Here is a 15,292-nt window from a genome sequence, read left to right as displayed (position 1 = left end):
AAAAATTCTAACGCATAATCAATGAGTTTTTGTGTACCAAAAAATATGATTCCTTCAGTTATTTTGTAGTTAAGACACAATATTTAAAAATGGCATCAACCACATTTCCTTAGGTTGATGCCATTGGGCTGTTCATGTCCAGCCCTTCCCTCACGATTTTTGTCGGTATACAGAACTTGTGAGGTAATGTAATCTGAGGATTACACTATTAGTATACCGTGTTTTCTAAAAAAAGCAATTCAAAAACAGCTGAAAAAGCTATATTTTTGAATGAAATATCAGAAAATGAAAAGGCTTTCCACAAATATTATATTTTATGTAAAGGAAACGTGTTTTTTTTCAGCCTTGCTTCATAAATAAGCGGATTGCTTGAAATAACTACATTAGGGTATCCGTTATGGAAAGTTGAAAAGAGGGTGCAATTTCACTTCAGATGCTGTATAGCTTTCTTCATTTTTTCAGCTTCCCCATGCATCATAATCAAGGAAGAACCCTGAAAATGTGTTGTCCCTATTAGGACACACTGTATCGTTCAAGCTTCTTTATACAAACGTCTTCCAGGTCCGGCAATCACTTTATAAGGCGAATCATGAACAAAAAGAATTCTAGGGATAAATTGCTATGCCTGAATCTGTTATGCTTCTCAAAATGGGGTACATATTGCCGAAGCTATCGAAGGGAAAGCGTGTTGACATAAGAGAAGGAAAAGGATAAGATGGACATAAGAAAGACGTTGAATGCTTGCTGTTTAATCGTTTGCGAAAAGAGGTTGATGATATGGTGCTGCATTATGGAATTATAGCGGTAGCTGCAATAACAGATCGGTTTCTTCATGCTGTTATCGAAGCCGGAGATACGATAGAAGCCATTGCTTCGCGTTCTCTGGAAAAGGCACAGGCAAAGGCAGTGGCGTATGGGGTGCGTAAGGCTTATGGAGCATATGAACAGGTATATACGGATCCGGATGTGGATATTGTTTATATTGCGGTAAATAATGCAAATCATGGAAAAGAAATCAAAGCAGCCCTTCATCATGGCAAGCATGTGGTATGCGAAAAGCCAATCGCTTTGTCCTGTGAGGAAGCAAAGGAGCTGTTTGCCTTAGCAAAGCAGAAGCAGCTGTTTTTGATGGAGGCACAAAAAAGCCTGTTTCTTCCTGTCACACAGGATATCCGTGATATCCTGCAGAAGCAGACACTGGGGAAGCTGCATCAGGTTGCGATGAGTGCAAGCTTTCCCAATCCGAGCGCCGCATGGATGCACGACCCTTTGCAGGGTGGTGTGGTGTATGGCAGTGCCAGCTATACGATTGAATATTTGCAGTATTTGCTACAGCCGCATAGAATTCATGCTTCTGCCATGGGAACCAGAGAAGCGAAAGGGGCAGTTGACAGGGTAAGCATGAATTTTCTGTTCGATGATATCCTTGTCAACAGCAGGATTTCCATGAACGGGGAAACCTTGCAGCAAGCACTGTTTTATTTCGATCAGGGCTATATCCGCATTCCGAATTACTGGAAGGCACGGGAATACATTCTCGTAGTAGACGGTGTAGAGCAAAGAATACAGCACCCTTGTGTATATGAAATGGAATATGAAGCAGCACATATTCATGCATGTCTAAAAGCCGGTCTGCTGGAAAGTCCGATTCTGCGTGCCGAGCAAAGCGTCCTCTGCTGCTTTCTTGTAGATGAAATCCTGCGGCAGCTTTCACAGCAGGAAGTGCTTTGCTGTATCGATCCGGAGGAACGCTGTTATGATATATAAATTGAAGCATCCCGAACGGGCACAGGCTCTTTTTGCGCCTGTACAGGATACGATGATTCTTTCCTGTCTGCAAAACGTGATGGGGGATATGTACGCAGATGATCCTGAAAATCCGAAAGCAGCTATGGCGGTATTGGGGGTCTTCTGCTTTTTCGCAGGAGAGGTCAATGCTGAGCTGATTGCATATAAGCCGGACACCTATACCATTCCCTTTATCATTATGCGTGCAGACACGCCCTCCTTAAAAGCTGCCATTCAGGCACAGTATGGGGAACGCGCCAAGAAGGTTACGCGATATGCCATAAAAAAGGAGACAGACAGCTTCTCTCAGCAATACCTTCAGCATATCGTGGAGACGCTCAGCCCAGAATATGAGCTGCAGCTGATTGATGAGACAATTTTCAACTGGTCGCGGCAGCAGCCTTGGTGCAAGGAATGGACATCGTTATACAAGGATTACGAGACATACCGCACAACAGGTCTTGGGGTTGCGGTCCTGAAGGATAAGCTTCCGGTTGCCGGTGCCTCCTCCTACAGCTCTTATCGTGAGGGAATTGAAATTCAGGTAGACACAAAAAAGGAATACAGAAGACAGGGGCTGGCAGCGGCAGCCTGCGCAAAGCTGATACTGGAATGTCTGCAGCGTGGCTGGTATCCAAGCTGGGATGCTCACAATATGGATTCTGTACATCTGGCAGAGAAGCTCGGTTACCATTTTGACAGAGAATACACAGTGTTTGAAATTCACGGATACTAAAAACGGCTGACGGCTCATAGTCAGCTGTTTTCTATAAGAAGACCTCCTTTGGCGTTTTCATATAGGATGCCTCAAAGAGCTGTAAATCGATCATATTTGAGCGTACAACATCCAGAATATGAGCATAGCATAAGCACAGCTGACGGGAAAATGCCTCCTGATTTCCTGCCTGCAGATAGTGCACAGCCTCCATGCTTTTGCGGTTTAATACGGTAGAGCCATGCTGCTTTTTGGGATAAAAGGAATAATAATACCCCCAGCACAGTATCCGGCCAAGCTCTGTCAAAAGGGTACGCAGGGTTTCCAGCGGTACATATTGTAGAATGAGCGCCGTCAGACAATCCAATGGAATCCGGTCTTCGTGCTGTATATCATACTGCAGCTTAGACAAAGCCTGTGGCGTAATAAAAGGGAACGCTGCGCGGGCTGCCGGCTTTATAAGGAGAATCATAAGCTGCAGACCACTGAGATAGCGCAGGGTATCCTTGCGATAAACCTTTACCTGCATGCATTTTGCGGCAGTATCCTCATCCTGCATGCGGACGGTTGTTCCTTTGACATTCTGTGTTCTTGCATAGCCCAGCTCATTCAGTGAGGCGAGAGCCTTGCGAATCGTTGCTACGCTTACCTTGTATTGTGCAGCGAGTCTTGCCTCTGATGGAAGCCGTGTTCCTACCGGAAGGCTTCCGGTACCGATTTTGTCAACCAAATCGCGTGTGATCTGGACATGCAGATGGTCACGTCCGCGATCGGAATGCCATAGGAAGGGCTTTTTTGACTGTTCGATTTGCGGATACTGGTCACACAGCCGCTGTATCTGCAGCTCGACTGTTTTTTGTATAGCTGTATACAGCTGTGTAAGTCTGTCCATGCTCTCTGTAAGCTGTCGGCTGTACATGGCTTCCTGTACCCATAAAATATTCTGAAATTGGAAGCTTTCCCGGAAAAGACTTGAAACCTGCTTTTCCTGAAAGAAGAAGATCGGTCTTGCGTACAGCTCAAGGCTGGAAAACAAATCCCGAAAAAACATATTGTGTGTCTGATCCAGCAGTGCATAGAAGAACTTCAGGTTGGTTTTCCAGCGTATGTCTGTATTTTTCACTGCTGCCTCCTTTACCGTTTCTTCCATCTGGTGCAGCGTATAATCACTGCATACCTGAACAGCGAAGGAAAGAATACGCGGCATGATCAGCGTCATTGTGGCATAAACATCCCGTAAGGAATGCTGGTACTTCACGATATAAGTAACGGCTGCAGATTTCTGTTCCCTTTGATCCTGCCGATATATGACAAGCATTGGCTTTCGTTCTTCAGTTTTTATGTAGCCCTCCTGCTTCAGTCGCTTCAATACATCCCGCACGGTGCGAATTCCAACATGATACAGTTCACATAGGCGCATGATGGAGGGCAGTGTGGAGCCGAAGGGCATTCTTCCACTGATGATTTCCTCCCGCAGACTGTGATACAAATATTCAAAAAGGGTTTCCTTTCTTTGCATATATGACACCTCATTCTTATTTTAACATGGTTTTTTTGGTCATACTATATGTATATGTACACAAATTTCTCGTTGTCTTTTTGAAGGGGCATGATAAAATTTTGCTGAAATGAATGAGGGAGGCTACGCTATGCGTCACATGGAAATCATACCGGATGATCTGCAGTGTGCTTTTGCCCTGCTGCTCATACTCCTGCTGCTTATTCTGGCATTTCTGGCGGGAGCGTATCTGGCGAATCGCGCAAGCTGGCATGGCAAATTCCTGCATGATCCGTTAACAAAGGGAATGAAGCTGGTTCACTTTCAGAATAGAGTAAAGCGGCTGCTGGATAAGAAGCCGGCCATTGCGGCTACTCTGGTACTGTTGAATATCGATCATTTCCAGCGAATCAATCACCGCTATGGAATGCAGCAGGGGGATGCGGTGCTGCGTCTGGTATATAAGGTATTGCACCAGCATCTTGGAAGCGGGGAATTTCTGGCAAGAGGAGAGGGCGACTCTTTCTTTCTCTTCCTTCGCACACGGGATGAGAAGCAGCTTCAGAATCGGATCGATGAAATGCAGAAGACGCTGACCATACAGACAGCCCATCGGCAGCCAATCATCCGCTTGCGTCAGGGGGCCTGTCTCATTGACGGCACACAACGGGATGTTGCCGTATTGCTGGATCGTGCAAAGCTTGCACTTCGTCAGTATGTAAGCGGAAAGGGCTGCGTATTCTATAGCTCTGCCTTACTGGAGGCTATGCAGTATGAGGAATTGCTGAGCAGCCTGTTTGAAAGCTCCTTGCGCCAGCATGAATTTCAGCTGTATTTGCAGCCTAAGGTTACGCTGAAAACAAACCGATGCAGGCATGCAGAGGCACTCGTTCGCTGGCAGCATCCCCGCATGGGAACCATCTATCCATCATCGTTTATCCCTGTCTTTGAGAAAAACGGAAATATTCTGGAATTGGATCGTTACATGTTTGAGGAGGTATGCAGATATTTGCACGCATGCAACGCAGCGAATAAAGAACAGCAGATGATTTCCATCAATGTATCCCGTCGGCATTTTCAAAATCCTGCATTCCTTGCTGAATATGCAGAAATCAAAGAACGCTATGGCATAGCGGACGGACAGATTGAGCTGGAGCTGACTGAGTCTATCTTTTTCAATGAGGAACAGATTGCTTTGGTAAAGCAGGCAGTGCATGAGATGCATCAGCTGGGCTTTCGTTGTTCACTGGATGATTTTGGCTCCGGATTTTCTTCTTTAGGATTATTGAAAAGCTTTGATGTAGATGCAATCAAGCTGGATCGTGTCTTTTTCGAGGACATAGAACAAAAAAAGACACAGGACATCCTGCACTGTCTGATTGAGCTGGCACATCGATTGCATATTCAGGTCGTTGCAGAGGGGATTGAAACAAAGGAACAGCTGGCGTTTTTGCGCACGACAACCTGTGACATGGTACAGGGCTATTATTACGCCCGTCCACTTCCGGCAGCAGCGTTTACCACATGGCTGCAGCAGTTTCATACTTGTCGTGAGGTAGGGCAGGTTGAACTATAGGAAAAGGGAATGCAGGCTTTCATTTGGAAGGACATCACCGTACGGCAGGGGTGAAGAGCTGTAACCTGCTACATTCAACTGTGAAGCTGCAGCACTATGCAGAATTACAGATAAATCATAAGGGATCACGTTTGGATACGGACGTTTTCGTGGCTGCTTATGGAACAGGTATATTTCCTACAAGGCTTTCACACATAAAAAAAGAGACTTCAAATCAATGGTTTTCCGTGCATCTGATCTGCGGAGATCAGCAATCAGTTTACAGCTGTTCCATTTGATAGAAATCTCTTTTTGTTTTTGTTTTATTTTCAACATGACGGATGCCTTGCAGGCAGAACTTTAGTCTTCTTCCAGACGATGATAGAAGTCATCCTCACTGCATGGTCTTGCATAGATGAAACCCTGTACCATATCGCAGCCGGTATCCTGCAGCATATCCAGCTGCTGCGTGCATTCAATGCCTTCCGCAACAACCTTCATGTCCAGTTCCTTGGCCATACTGATCATACTTTTCAAAATTGTTTTATTGCGCTCCACATGACTGCTTTGGTCAAAGAATACTCTGTCAAGCTTTACTACATCTACCGGAAGGTCCTTTAACGCATTCAAAGAGGAATAGCCAGAACCGAAATCGTCGATGGAGCAACAGAAGCCGTGAGAGCGAAGCTTCTCCAGAATGGCGAATATCTCTCTCATATTCTTTAACAGGATGTTCTCTGTAAGCTCCAGCTCTATGATGCCATCCGGAATGTGATATTGATCCTTGATAGCAATATAGGTATCCGCGAAATCCTCCTGATATAAATGGATACGGGATACATTAACAGAGATAGGAACGACTGGCTTTCCTTGCGCAAGACGATTCTGAATGGTCTGACATACGGATATAAACACATAGGTGTCCAGCTTTCGAATGAAGCCGTTTCGTTCAAATAATGGTATAAATTCACCGGGACTTGTAAAGCCGTGTCCCTTACGCTGCCAGCGAAGCAGTGCTTCACCTCCCAGAATCTGACTGCCATCCAATGCATACTTCGGCTGAATGACATGCAGAAATTCTCCGTCTCTTAGGGCCTGCTCCATATGCTGTTCCATCTCAGCATCCCGCAGCAGTATTTCACGCATTTCCTGATTATAAAACTGCCATGCAGCTGTGGAGTCATCGTGAATCCCTGTTTGTGCCATACGGGCTCGGTCCACAAGCGTACTGATGGTGCTGTCGACATCGGCATCCTCCTGCAGACAGATACCGATCCGGATTGATATGTTGTGCTTGTTGTCAATGCCTGCGGCGGAAAGTGAAAGAAGCTGTCTGCACTTTTCGATGACCTCCTCTTTAAGCTTGTAGGGGGTAAGCAGGATAAAATCATCTCCGGAAATACGGCAGCAGATATCCTGCTGCTTTGCGACTGAGCGCAGAATATCCGCAACAAACAGCAGCACACGATCCCCGTAGCCATAGCCCTCCATATCATTCAACAGCTTAAAGCCCATGATATCCAGATACAGTACGGCAGCCGGCTGCTCCCTTTTTTCCAGAAGCTGTTGTCCGTCGAGCAGAAATTTCTCGTAGCGGTATAGGCCGGTAAGATTATCATAAAAGGCCAGCTTTTCAATTTCCTTCTGATGCTTTTTCCGATTTCTGTGATACAGATAACCAAATGCAGCCAGAAGCAGCAGGATGGACAGACACAATGCAATCGTCTGTCTGATAATACTGTTTGCCTGCTGCATGATAATACGATTGGGTATTATGGAAACGATATTCCAGTGATCCCCGTTAATCAACGGGACATAACAGAATATATATTCCTCATCCTGATAGCGGAACTGTACCGCCCCGCTCTTTGCTTCCTTTAATCGCTGCTTGAAGGAATTCAGCCGTGCTTCATCGTTTCCCTGCAGATCGATGATATCAAACAGGTTCTGAAAGGTGCGGTTGCTGTCCTTATGCAGCGAGCGTATCAGTACATCGCCATTTTGATTTACAACATAGGAAAATCCGGTCTGATTGAAAAAGGAAAGTGAAAAGCGTTCCGTCATGGATGCCAGCGGCCTTGTTTTCTGGGCGAGTCCCTGCGTACCATCCTGAAAGGTAAAGCGTTCATATACACCGATTGTTTTCACCCCGGTGTAGCCGTCAAGAAACGGATCGCGGATACTGCTTCCGCTCATTGCCGTATAGGTGTTTCTCTGCTCCTTGCTCATGCGCGGTATCTTTTCCGGCAGAGTGGAATAGGTATCACCGCTGGAAAGATCGCTGCAGTAAAAGGAGGTTCCGTCTTTATTGAATATGTTGATGATTTTCTGGATGGATTTCTTATCCGTCGCGCTGGTTTCCTGCAGCTCCCGGACGAACAGATGCAGGGTATCATAATCTTTTTCTATATAGGTATCCAGTGCATGAGAGCCCTGCTGTGTAACCTCGATAATATCGGTTACGGATTTTTCCCAGAGCAGGGATTTCACATTCGTTACAAAGGCGATGGATGCCAGCGCGATTCCAATGGCAGAGGCAATGGAGAACAGGATAAAGAAAGAGCGCTTAGTTATTGTCTTCATAGCTGTTTTCCTTTCGTATCTGTGCAAGCTGTCTGCTGAGGTCTGCGACGACGGAGGCACTGCTCTCTTTTTTTAACAGCCTTTGTGTACTCTCGCGGGTGAGATTCCAGATGGGATAAATCAGATTGTCATCGGCGCCTATCACACTTCTGCCGTTGGTGAGATAAGACTCCATCGGCTGTATGGCACTGTCCTGTGCGATTTGCTTATCCTTCAGAGGACTGAAGGAGCTTTGGCTGTTTACAAAATCCAACAGGACATCCTTCTGTGTCAGATACTCCACAAATTGCTTTGCTTCCTCCACATGCGGACTGTCTGCATTGACGCTGATGCGGGTATCGATATTGATAACCAGCGCACAGCCATCCTCCAGAATGGGGTAGGGATGTATGGAAAAGGTGAAATCCGGATGCAAGTTGCGCAGGCGTGGAGCAGCCCATGCACCCGTCAGCATAAATGGCTGTTCCCCCTTGGCAAACAGCGTCAGATCATCCTTTGTCTTTTCAGTTTTGAGCGCCTCCTGTGCATTGACATAGCCGCGCGCAATCATTTTCTCTACCAGTGCAAAGCCGGGCTCCAGTGTCTTTGCCAAATCGCGTTCACCGGTATTGAACTGCTTTATCATGGCATCCTTATCCTGCTTTTGATAGATGGGGAACAGCCCCTTTGCCAGTACGATGGTTTTTAAGGAAATATCATTGTTCGCTACGATGGGGGTTATTCCTTTCTGCTTGAAATACGCACAGACATCCATGAATTCCTGCAGATTTTCCGGTATCTTCTGCCCATGCTTCTTCAGCAGGTCCTCATTGCAATACAGACCAAAGGCCGATATAGAGGTTGGAACATAATTCAAGCTGTTGTTTGCGTCCATTTGATTTCTCACAAGATCACTGAAATTATTGATCGTTGAAAGATCAGAGAGATCTGCAAGTGTGCCCTTTTTTTCCAGTGCAAGCACAGAGGCCTGATCGACCATAAAGATGTCATCCCCGTTTTTGGTGTCGATTCGCTTATTAAGCACATCATAGTAATCGACACCCTTGATGCCTTCATAGGTAATGGAGATACGCTCGTTCTTCTGCATGAAGGAACGCAGGCTGTCTTCAATGGCTGCGACATTGATTGCTTCATATTTATAACCAAAAAATGTCAGCTTTGTTTCCGTTGATGATGCCTGTGTTGTTTCCGGCTCATATGTCGTAACGTTCTGTCTGCTGCAGCCGCTCAGTAGCAGTGCAGTCATCAGAATACCGATTCCCAAGTGTTTCCTTTTCATCTTCCGTTCCTCACTTTCTGAATCCACAATCTGAATTCAGATGCTGTATATTGCTGTTACACGATGATATTTGAAGCATAGTATGTACTGTATTCCGTATGAAAATTGTACCATAGAATAGTATCGAAAGCAATTACGCAGGCAGGAAGGATCGCATAGTTCCGGCTTTTTTTTGTTACGATTCTTGGCTGAATTCTGAAAGAGCCTGCACAAAGTCTTAGGGATATCCTGACAGTTGCTTTGCCATATCTGATTTTTCCATAAAGTAGAAAAGCTATGTGAATTGCTGCCTCTTGTGTGCTTTTTTGAAAGCTATGACGAATTGATGCAGTGAGCTGCGGGGGCAATGGATCGAAACGCTTTTTCATCTACATATTCGTCGTTGTCTGTACATGTCGGACTTCCATATAGAAACAAAAGGTAACCGTTTTTACTGTCAGCTTGTGCACGCTTGCATCTACCGATGAAAAAGGATTCCTCCTTTCCAACAGCCTTGCTGTGAATCGAGGAATCCGTTTTTTTGCTTACAGAATAGTGGTATACGCCGCATGATTGCTTGTAAACAGGAATCATTTGCAGCACGCATAAGCTGTTCACGGCATGCGAAGGTTTTTATGGCTTACTGCTGCTGTTGCATTATGCATCCTCCTTTAAAGCACTGCCCAGCTCCAGCTGCTCTATGCGTCGTGTCAGTATAGCTTTGATGAACAGATACGCAATCAGTCCGGTGGCAAATACCAGAGCATACACGTATACGGGGATATAGACCGTCAGATAGCCTGTAAATTTCATAAATGCAAATTTCATCAGATAATGCAAAGCGATGCTGCATAGGGGAAGGGCTGCCAGCAGGGAAATGATGACAATATAGGTGGTGGCATGCAGGTACAGGCTGCGAATTTCTTTTGCCGTATAGCCCATAACCTTCAGAAAGGACATAGAAATGGCATTGCGGTCGATGCCCAGCCGGATGAGGATATAGAGAACCACCAGATAAATTACAATGGATATAAAGGTCAGGATGGGAATCAGCTGAGAAAAGGTCTGGGTCAGCTGTTCTCCGATCTTTACGACATCACTGCGCGTCAGTGTGCTTTGTATATACGTCTCCTCAATATCCAGCGGCTGATTGGACAGATATCCGTTGAAATAGGTTCGTTCCTCATCCAGCAGCTGATTCAGCTGTTCTCTTGGCATATAAGCAGAAAAGCCGGCGCTGTATGGATAGATATCCTGAACCGTAAAGGCATAGCTTTTATCACGGTAGGGATTGCGCAGGATGATGGAATCCCCCGTTTGCAGTGACAGTTTGGCAGCGAAGTCGGAAGAAATCACAAGGCCTTTCGGGTCCGTTGAAAGCGTCATATCCGTGTAATAGTCGGACTGTGGCTCCAATCCGTACAGCGTTACGTCCAGCTTGAGATTTCCTGCCGTAAAATCAGCTTCCAGTGAGCTCAGCGTCACCTTTTCACCATCCGCCGGTACAGGGGCTTTTAAAAGATACTGGTAATTACAGCGGATGCTTGCCTTTGATGCTTGGATATAATGCTCCATGGACGGGGTCAGGATGAGGCCGAACATAAAGAGAAAGCTGGCAAAGATGATACCGAGAAACAAAACGAGATAGCTGCCCTTATTCTGCAGGATGATCCGTATGCGGAAGCGCTGAAGAAAAAAGCCGTGCAGGGGGATATAGCGGCGGGATTGCTGCCTGCGCAGATCCCTTCGCAGAAAGCGCAGCGGGGAAAGGCGCAGCCTGCGCTTCAGCATCACATACAGAACCAGCATCATGAAGATAAACGGCACAAGGGTGGTGGACAGCAGCGCTTCTGGAATCAGCTGTATGGTGAGCGGCGGCAGACAGTAGTTGCTGTAATACATGTCCGTAAACAGTCGTGGAAACAGCGTGTAGCCAAGTAGATTACCAATGCCCGCTGATACGATGATAAGAATTGTCGGAAGCATCATATAATGGTGGATCAGCTCCCGCCGGGTATAGCCGCTGGCAAGCAGTGTACCGATGACGGGAGCCTGCTCCTCCATCATCGTCTGTGATATGACAACAAAAATGAAGGCCAGAATGAACAGGATCAGGTACAGCAGCGTTTGTATCATCGGTATATCGCTCCCCATATCATTGGGCAGAAAGGATATGGCCTGATTCATCTGTGCAGTCATCAGATTTTGCAGCACGGCATTTTCTTTGACGCAAATTTCCTGTATATCATCGGCGAGCTTTTGCTTTTGAAAATCATTCAGCTTTCTGTCATTCAAAGCATAGCTGTAGCTGTAAAAAATGCGATCAGCCGACAGTGCCTGAAACCCGGAATCTGTAGTGATGGCGATGCCGAAATGGATGGGATCCATCATCATATCGCTGTTTTTCTTAATCAGAGAGGTATAATCGGGGACAGAGATTAACCCGGTAATCGTAAAATCTCTGCCTGCCATGCGTATGGTATCCCTGCGTCTGAAGTCGTTTTTCTCGGCAAAGAGGCGGTCCAGTGCGATTTCCGTAGGGCTTTTCGGCATCCGTCCCGCATGCAGGGTGACACGATTGATGTTGGAGCGTTTTCGGTATACACGCACCATGGTATCCCTGTCGATGTTCTGCTCCGTATAGAATTGCTCGTATATCCTTACGCCGAGTGCTTCCAGCTTCTCTTTGGTCTTTGGCTCGAGCGTTTCCTGCAGGGTAAACTGTCCGTCCTCCACCCTACTTATGATCTGATCCTCTATCAGCAGCTCTTTGGCACTGTAGGCAACACTGAGGAAGCCGGATACAGCAGCGATCATGAGAATTAAAACAAGGGAAAGGGAGATATAGCGGGAGCGGTTGGTGAGGAATTCTTTTTTTATGGTCTTATGCAATGGATTTCGCATCATGCTCACCTACCATTCCAGGGCTTCTGCCGTTACATGCTGTGCATTGCAGCGTACCTCGATGACTCGGCCGTCCTTTAGCCACATGACGCGGTGTGCCATCGCGGCGATTGCCGCGTTGTGGGTAACGAGGATTACGGTTGTTTTGTAATCCCGGTTGATTTCCTCCAGCAGCCGCAAAATATCCTTGGAGGTATGATAATCCAAGGCTCCCGTCGGCTCATCGCACAGGAGCAGCTCCGGATTTTTTGCCAGTGCCCTTCCGATGGCACAACGCTGCTGCTGACCACCGGATAACTGATTCGGATATTTGTTTTGATGCTGTGACAGACCCAGACGCTTTAGCAGCTCATCGACGGATTTGGGATGTCGTCCAAGATAGGCTCCGGACTCTATGTTTTCCTTTACGCTCAGATTGTCAACGAGATGATAGGATTGAAAGATAAAGCCAAGCGTGCTTCGCCGATAGAGCGCAAGCTCCTTATCCGGCAGCTTTGCCAGGTCTTTGCCACCGACCAGCAGCTCCCCCTTGTCAATGTGCTCGATACCACCGATCAGATTTAAAAGGGTGGATTTTCCGGAGCCGGAGGGACCCAGCAGTACACAGATTTCTCCCTGTGCTATCTCACAGCTGATTCCTTTCAAAACCTGAACACGTGCTTCCTTGTCACCATAATACTTTTCGATGCTGTTTGCTTGCAGATACATACAACTTCCTCCTTTATCGGTATGGTTCACCATAACATAACGGTGTTATGTTATGCGGTAAAAGAAAAGGGGAGTATTCCCCCTGATCTATTGCTTGACAGCTTGTTGATACAGACCTTCAAATCCACTTCTAAGAAAGGTAACGACAATGCGGATCTGATGCAATGCCTGTTCCTGCGCGTAGTGATGAGACAATATGTGCAGAAACGCTTCAACCTGTATCTGGGAAAGCCAGTGCAATGTGCACGCATTGAATACCGTATCATCATCCTTTACCATCCCGGAGATGATTTTCGTATTACGTTTCACCAGATAATCAGTGATCTGATCAATGAAGCCCTGATATGCGGAGCCCCAGGCACAGTTGAACAGCAGCTCGACAGCCGTCTCATGTGCATAGTAAAAGGAAATCAGCTCCTGTGCAAAGCGAATATCATGCTCCATATCCATCAGCTCAACGGTATTGCTGTAAACCTCTTCCTCATAACAGGTATGCCGGGTAAGCATCTGCATGATCGCTTCTGCGGCATCCTTTACCAGAGCATCAAACAGTGCGGATTTATCCTTGAAGAAAAAGTACAGGGCACCGGTGGTAACACCAGCATTGCGGCAAATGGTTCTAAGCGATGCTTTTTGATAGCCACTGGTTAAAAATTCACGGCTTGCGCTTTCCAGCAGCTTATCGCGTGTTGTTTCCTGCTGCATCCTCTCACCTCCTGCACATAACACTGTTATCTTACATCCCTTGTCGAATTCTGTCAAGGCTTGTCGCTGCAAAAGCATACAGCTGTGTATTTACGTAACCGCTTAACCGAATGTGTGCATTCCATCTTGCATAAGCGATTGCGGCATGCTATGATGAATTTATACGAGTGGGAGGGAACTATGGAACGTTATCAAATACAAAGCACGGACTGTCTTTTGCAGGTGTATGCCTGCGCAAGCTTTGCCAGCGATACAGCAATCGTTTTTCTGCATGGCGGTCCCGGCAGCGGTGCACAGGCAATTATGGAGCTGCCGGCGTTTCGTTCATTGGAGGAGGATGCCCTGTGTATCCATTTTGATCAGCGAGGAAGCGGTGCATCGACATATGATTTGAAAAAAGGGTTAAGCATAGATACACTTACGGAGGATGTGCTGCGTGTGATACAGGATACCAAAAAGCGCTGGGGTGTAAAGCGCCTGTATTTATGGGGCGGCTCCTTTGGCGGCTGTCTGGCTGCCCTGTGTCTGGAGAAATTTGCGCAGGAGCTGACAGGCTGTATTCTGAGCTCACCAGCAATCGGCTTTTGTCGATCACAGCTGCTGGATCAGTTTGAACGCATGTCCGCAGCGTTTCGTGTCCGTATGCCAAAGCTGCCTCAGGAGGCAGTGATCTCCCCGACACCGGAGGAATTGTTTGCAAGCGAGGAATTCCGCACTTTCATTTACAGTGAACACAATCCGTCAAAATCTCTTCGCCATATCTGTGCGATGTCCTTCTGGTTTTTCCAGCACAGCTTTCACGGCTTGTTTGAAGGCTGCGAGGTGCCGCTTTTGATTTTGCAGGGAAAGGAGGATGCTGTCTGCAGCTGGCAGCAGCTGTATGATGAGCTTGCATCCTGCGATAGGAAAACGATCATTACCCGCTTCTATGAGCATTGCGGACATGAGGTGTTCACAGATCAAAGGGCTGCATTTCTGAAGGAGATACGAGCTTTTCTAAAGGAGGAACCCGTATGTTAGTTTATATATGCTGTGCTACCGGAAATACCAGCAGTATGTTTTGCAAGCAGATTCAAAAGGCGAGCAGCAGGGAACAGATTTATGTGGAGGAAATCCATGAGCTGGGCACGCACCTGGAGGATGCTCTGCGGGAGAATGATCTTGTTCTTGCTTATGGCTCTGCGGAAATCATTGATGAAAAATTCATTCGCCGTTATCACTTTGAATATCACATGCAGGCCATCTGGCTTGCACCGCAGATGCGGTATCTGAAGGATTCCATGAAAAAAAAGCTGAATTGCTTTGATATTCCCATTCATATCATTGACATGAAAACCTTTGGGAAAATGAATGGAAAGCAGGCTTTGCAGGATATTTTGGACGCTATGATTTAACACCTATATGGCATTGAAAAGGAGCTGCCTTTATGATGGCAATTACCTGCAGTAGGAGATACGTAGAAACAGAAGAGGTAAAACTGCAGGAGTAAGGTGTTTTCAGGACAGGGACAAATGTCAGATAGTAAGAAAATGAAATAGGAAGGATTATATGAAGATGATGAATGCTTACCCCACAAGT

11 protein-coding genes are annotated in these 15,292 nt (G+C 46.4%); 5 read left to right on the top strand and 6 right to left on the bottom strand.

Annotation, left to right across the window (positions count from 1 at the left end):
* Nucleotides 1-777 precede the first annotated feature (777 nt).
* Nucleotides 778-1,767, top strand: coding sequence for a Gfo/Idh/MocA family oxidoreductase (locus tag NE665_RS15425; protein ID WP_117444189.1), 990 nt, complete (start codon nucleotides 778-780; stop codon nucleotides 1,765-1,767).
* Nucleotides 1,757-2,524, top strand: coding sequence for a GNAT family N-acetyltransferase (locus NE665_RS15420; protein ID WP_117444190.1), 768 nt, complete (start codon nucleotides 1,757-1,759; stop codon nucleotides 2,522-2,524). Before NE665_RS15425 ends, NE665_RS15420 begins: the two co-directional genes overlap by 11 nt.
* Before the next feature lie 31 nt (nucleotides 2,525-2,555).
* Here NE665_RS15420 and NE665_RS15415 read toward each other — a convergent pair whose 3' ends face one another.
* Nucleotides 2,556-4,022, bottom strand: coding sequence for a GntR family transcriptional regulator (locus NE665_RS15415; protein WP_117444191.1), 1,467 nt, complete (start codon nucleotides 4,020-4,022; stop codon nucleotides 2,556-2,558).
* A 130-nt stretch (nucleotides 4,023-4,152) separates the two neighbouring features.
* Here NE665_RS15415 and NE665_RS15410 point away from each other — a divergent pair, with 130 nt between their 5' ends.
* Nucleotides 4,153-5,577: a bifunctional diguanylate cyclase/phosphodiesterase gene (locus NE665_RS15410; RefSeq protein WP_117444192.1), complete on the top strand. Its 1,425-nt coding sequence runs from the start codon at nucleotides 4,153-4,155 to the stop codon at nucleotides 5,575-5,577.
* A 339-nt stretch (nucleotides 5,578-5,916) separates the two neighbouring features.
* On the opposite strand, the gene NE665_RS15405 is transcribed toward NE665_RS15410, so the two are convergent.
* The 5 genes from NE665_RS15405 to NE665_RS15385 all read right to left on the bottom strand — a co-directional run bounded on the left by NE665_RS15405 (nucleotide 5,917) and on the right by NE665_RS15385 (nucleotide 13,714).
* Complete coding sequence (locus NE665_RS15405; RefSeq protein WP_117444194.1) at nucleotides 5,917-8,139, bottom strand: EAL domain-containing protein; 2,223 nt, start codon at nucleotides 8,137-8,139, stop codon at nucleotides 5,917-5,919.
* Nucleotides 8,123-9,418 (bottom strand): ABC transporter substrate-binding protein, encoded by a 1,296-nt coding sequence (locus NE665_RS15400; RefSeq protein WP_117444195.1) that lies wholly within the window; start codon nucleotides 9,416-9,418, stop codon nucleotides 8,123-8,125. The genes NE665_RS15405 and NE665_RS15400 overlap by 17 nt, the downstream gene beginning before the upstream one ends.
* Before the next feature lie 636 nt (nucleotides 9,419-10,054).
* Entirely contained in the window at nucleotides 10,055-12,301 is a 2,247-nt protein-coding gene (locus NE665_RS15395; protein WP_117444196.1) for an ABC transporter permease, read from the bottom strand.
* Nucleotides 12,302-12,310: 9 nt separating this feature from the next.
* The gene (locus tag NE665_RS15390; protein ID WP_117444197.1) at nucleotides 12,311-13,009 is read right to left on the bottom strand and encodes an ABC transporter ATP-binding protein; all 699 of its coding nucleotides are present in this window, start codon (nucleotides 13,007-13,009) and stop codon (nucleotides 12,311-12,313) included.
* An 87-nt stretch (nucleotides 13,010-13,096) separates the two neighbouring features.
* On the bottom strand, nucleotides 13,097-13,714 hold the full coding sequence (locus tag NE665_RS15385) for a TetR/AcrR family transcriptional regulator (protein WP_117444198.1): 618 nt from the start codon (nucleotides 13,712-13,714) through the stop codon (nucleotides 13,097-13,099).
* 180 nt (nucleotides 13,715-13,894) lie between these two features.
* Here NE665_RS15385 and NE665_RS15380 point away from each other — a divergent pair, with 180 nt between their 5' ends.
* Together NE665_RS15380 and NE665_RS15375 are read left to right on the top strand one after the other, a co-directional pair.
* Nucleotides 13,895-14,734, top strand: a complete 840-nt coding sequence (locus NE665_RS15380; protein ID WP_117444199.1) for an alpha/beta hydrolase — start codon at nucleotides 13,895-13,897, stop codon at nucleotides 14,732-14,734.
* Nucleotides 14,728-15,108, top strand: a complete 381-nt coding sequence (locus NE665_RS15375) for a PTS beta-glucoside transporter subunit IIB (protein ID WP_109771029.1) — start codon at nucleotides 14,728-14,730, stop codon at nucleotides 15,106-15,108. Before NE665_RS15380 ends, NE665_RS15375 begins: the two co-directional genes overlap by 7 nt.
* The last annotated feature ends 184 nt before the right edge of the window (nucleotides 15,109-15,292 follow it).

The organism is Clostridium sp. DFI.1.208 (assembly GCF_024463855.1).
Classification (GTDB): domain Bacteria; phylum Bacillota_I; class Bacilli_A; order Erysipelotrichales; family Erysipelotrichaceae; genus Clostridium_AQ.
The sequence above is the reverse complement of the archived record's forward strand: the minus strand, read 5'-3'. Positions and strand labels throughout refer to the sequence as shown.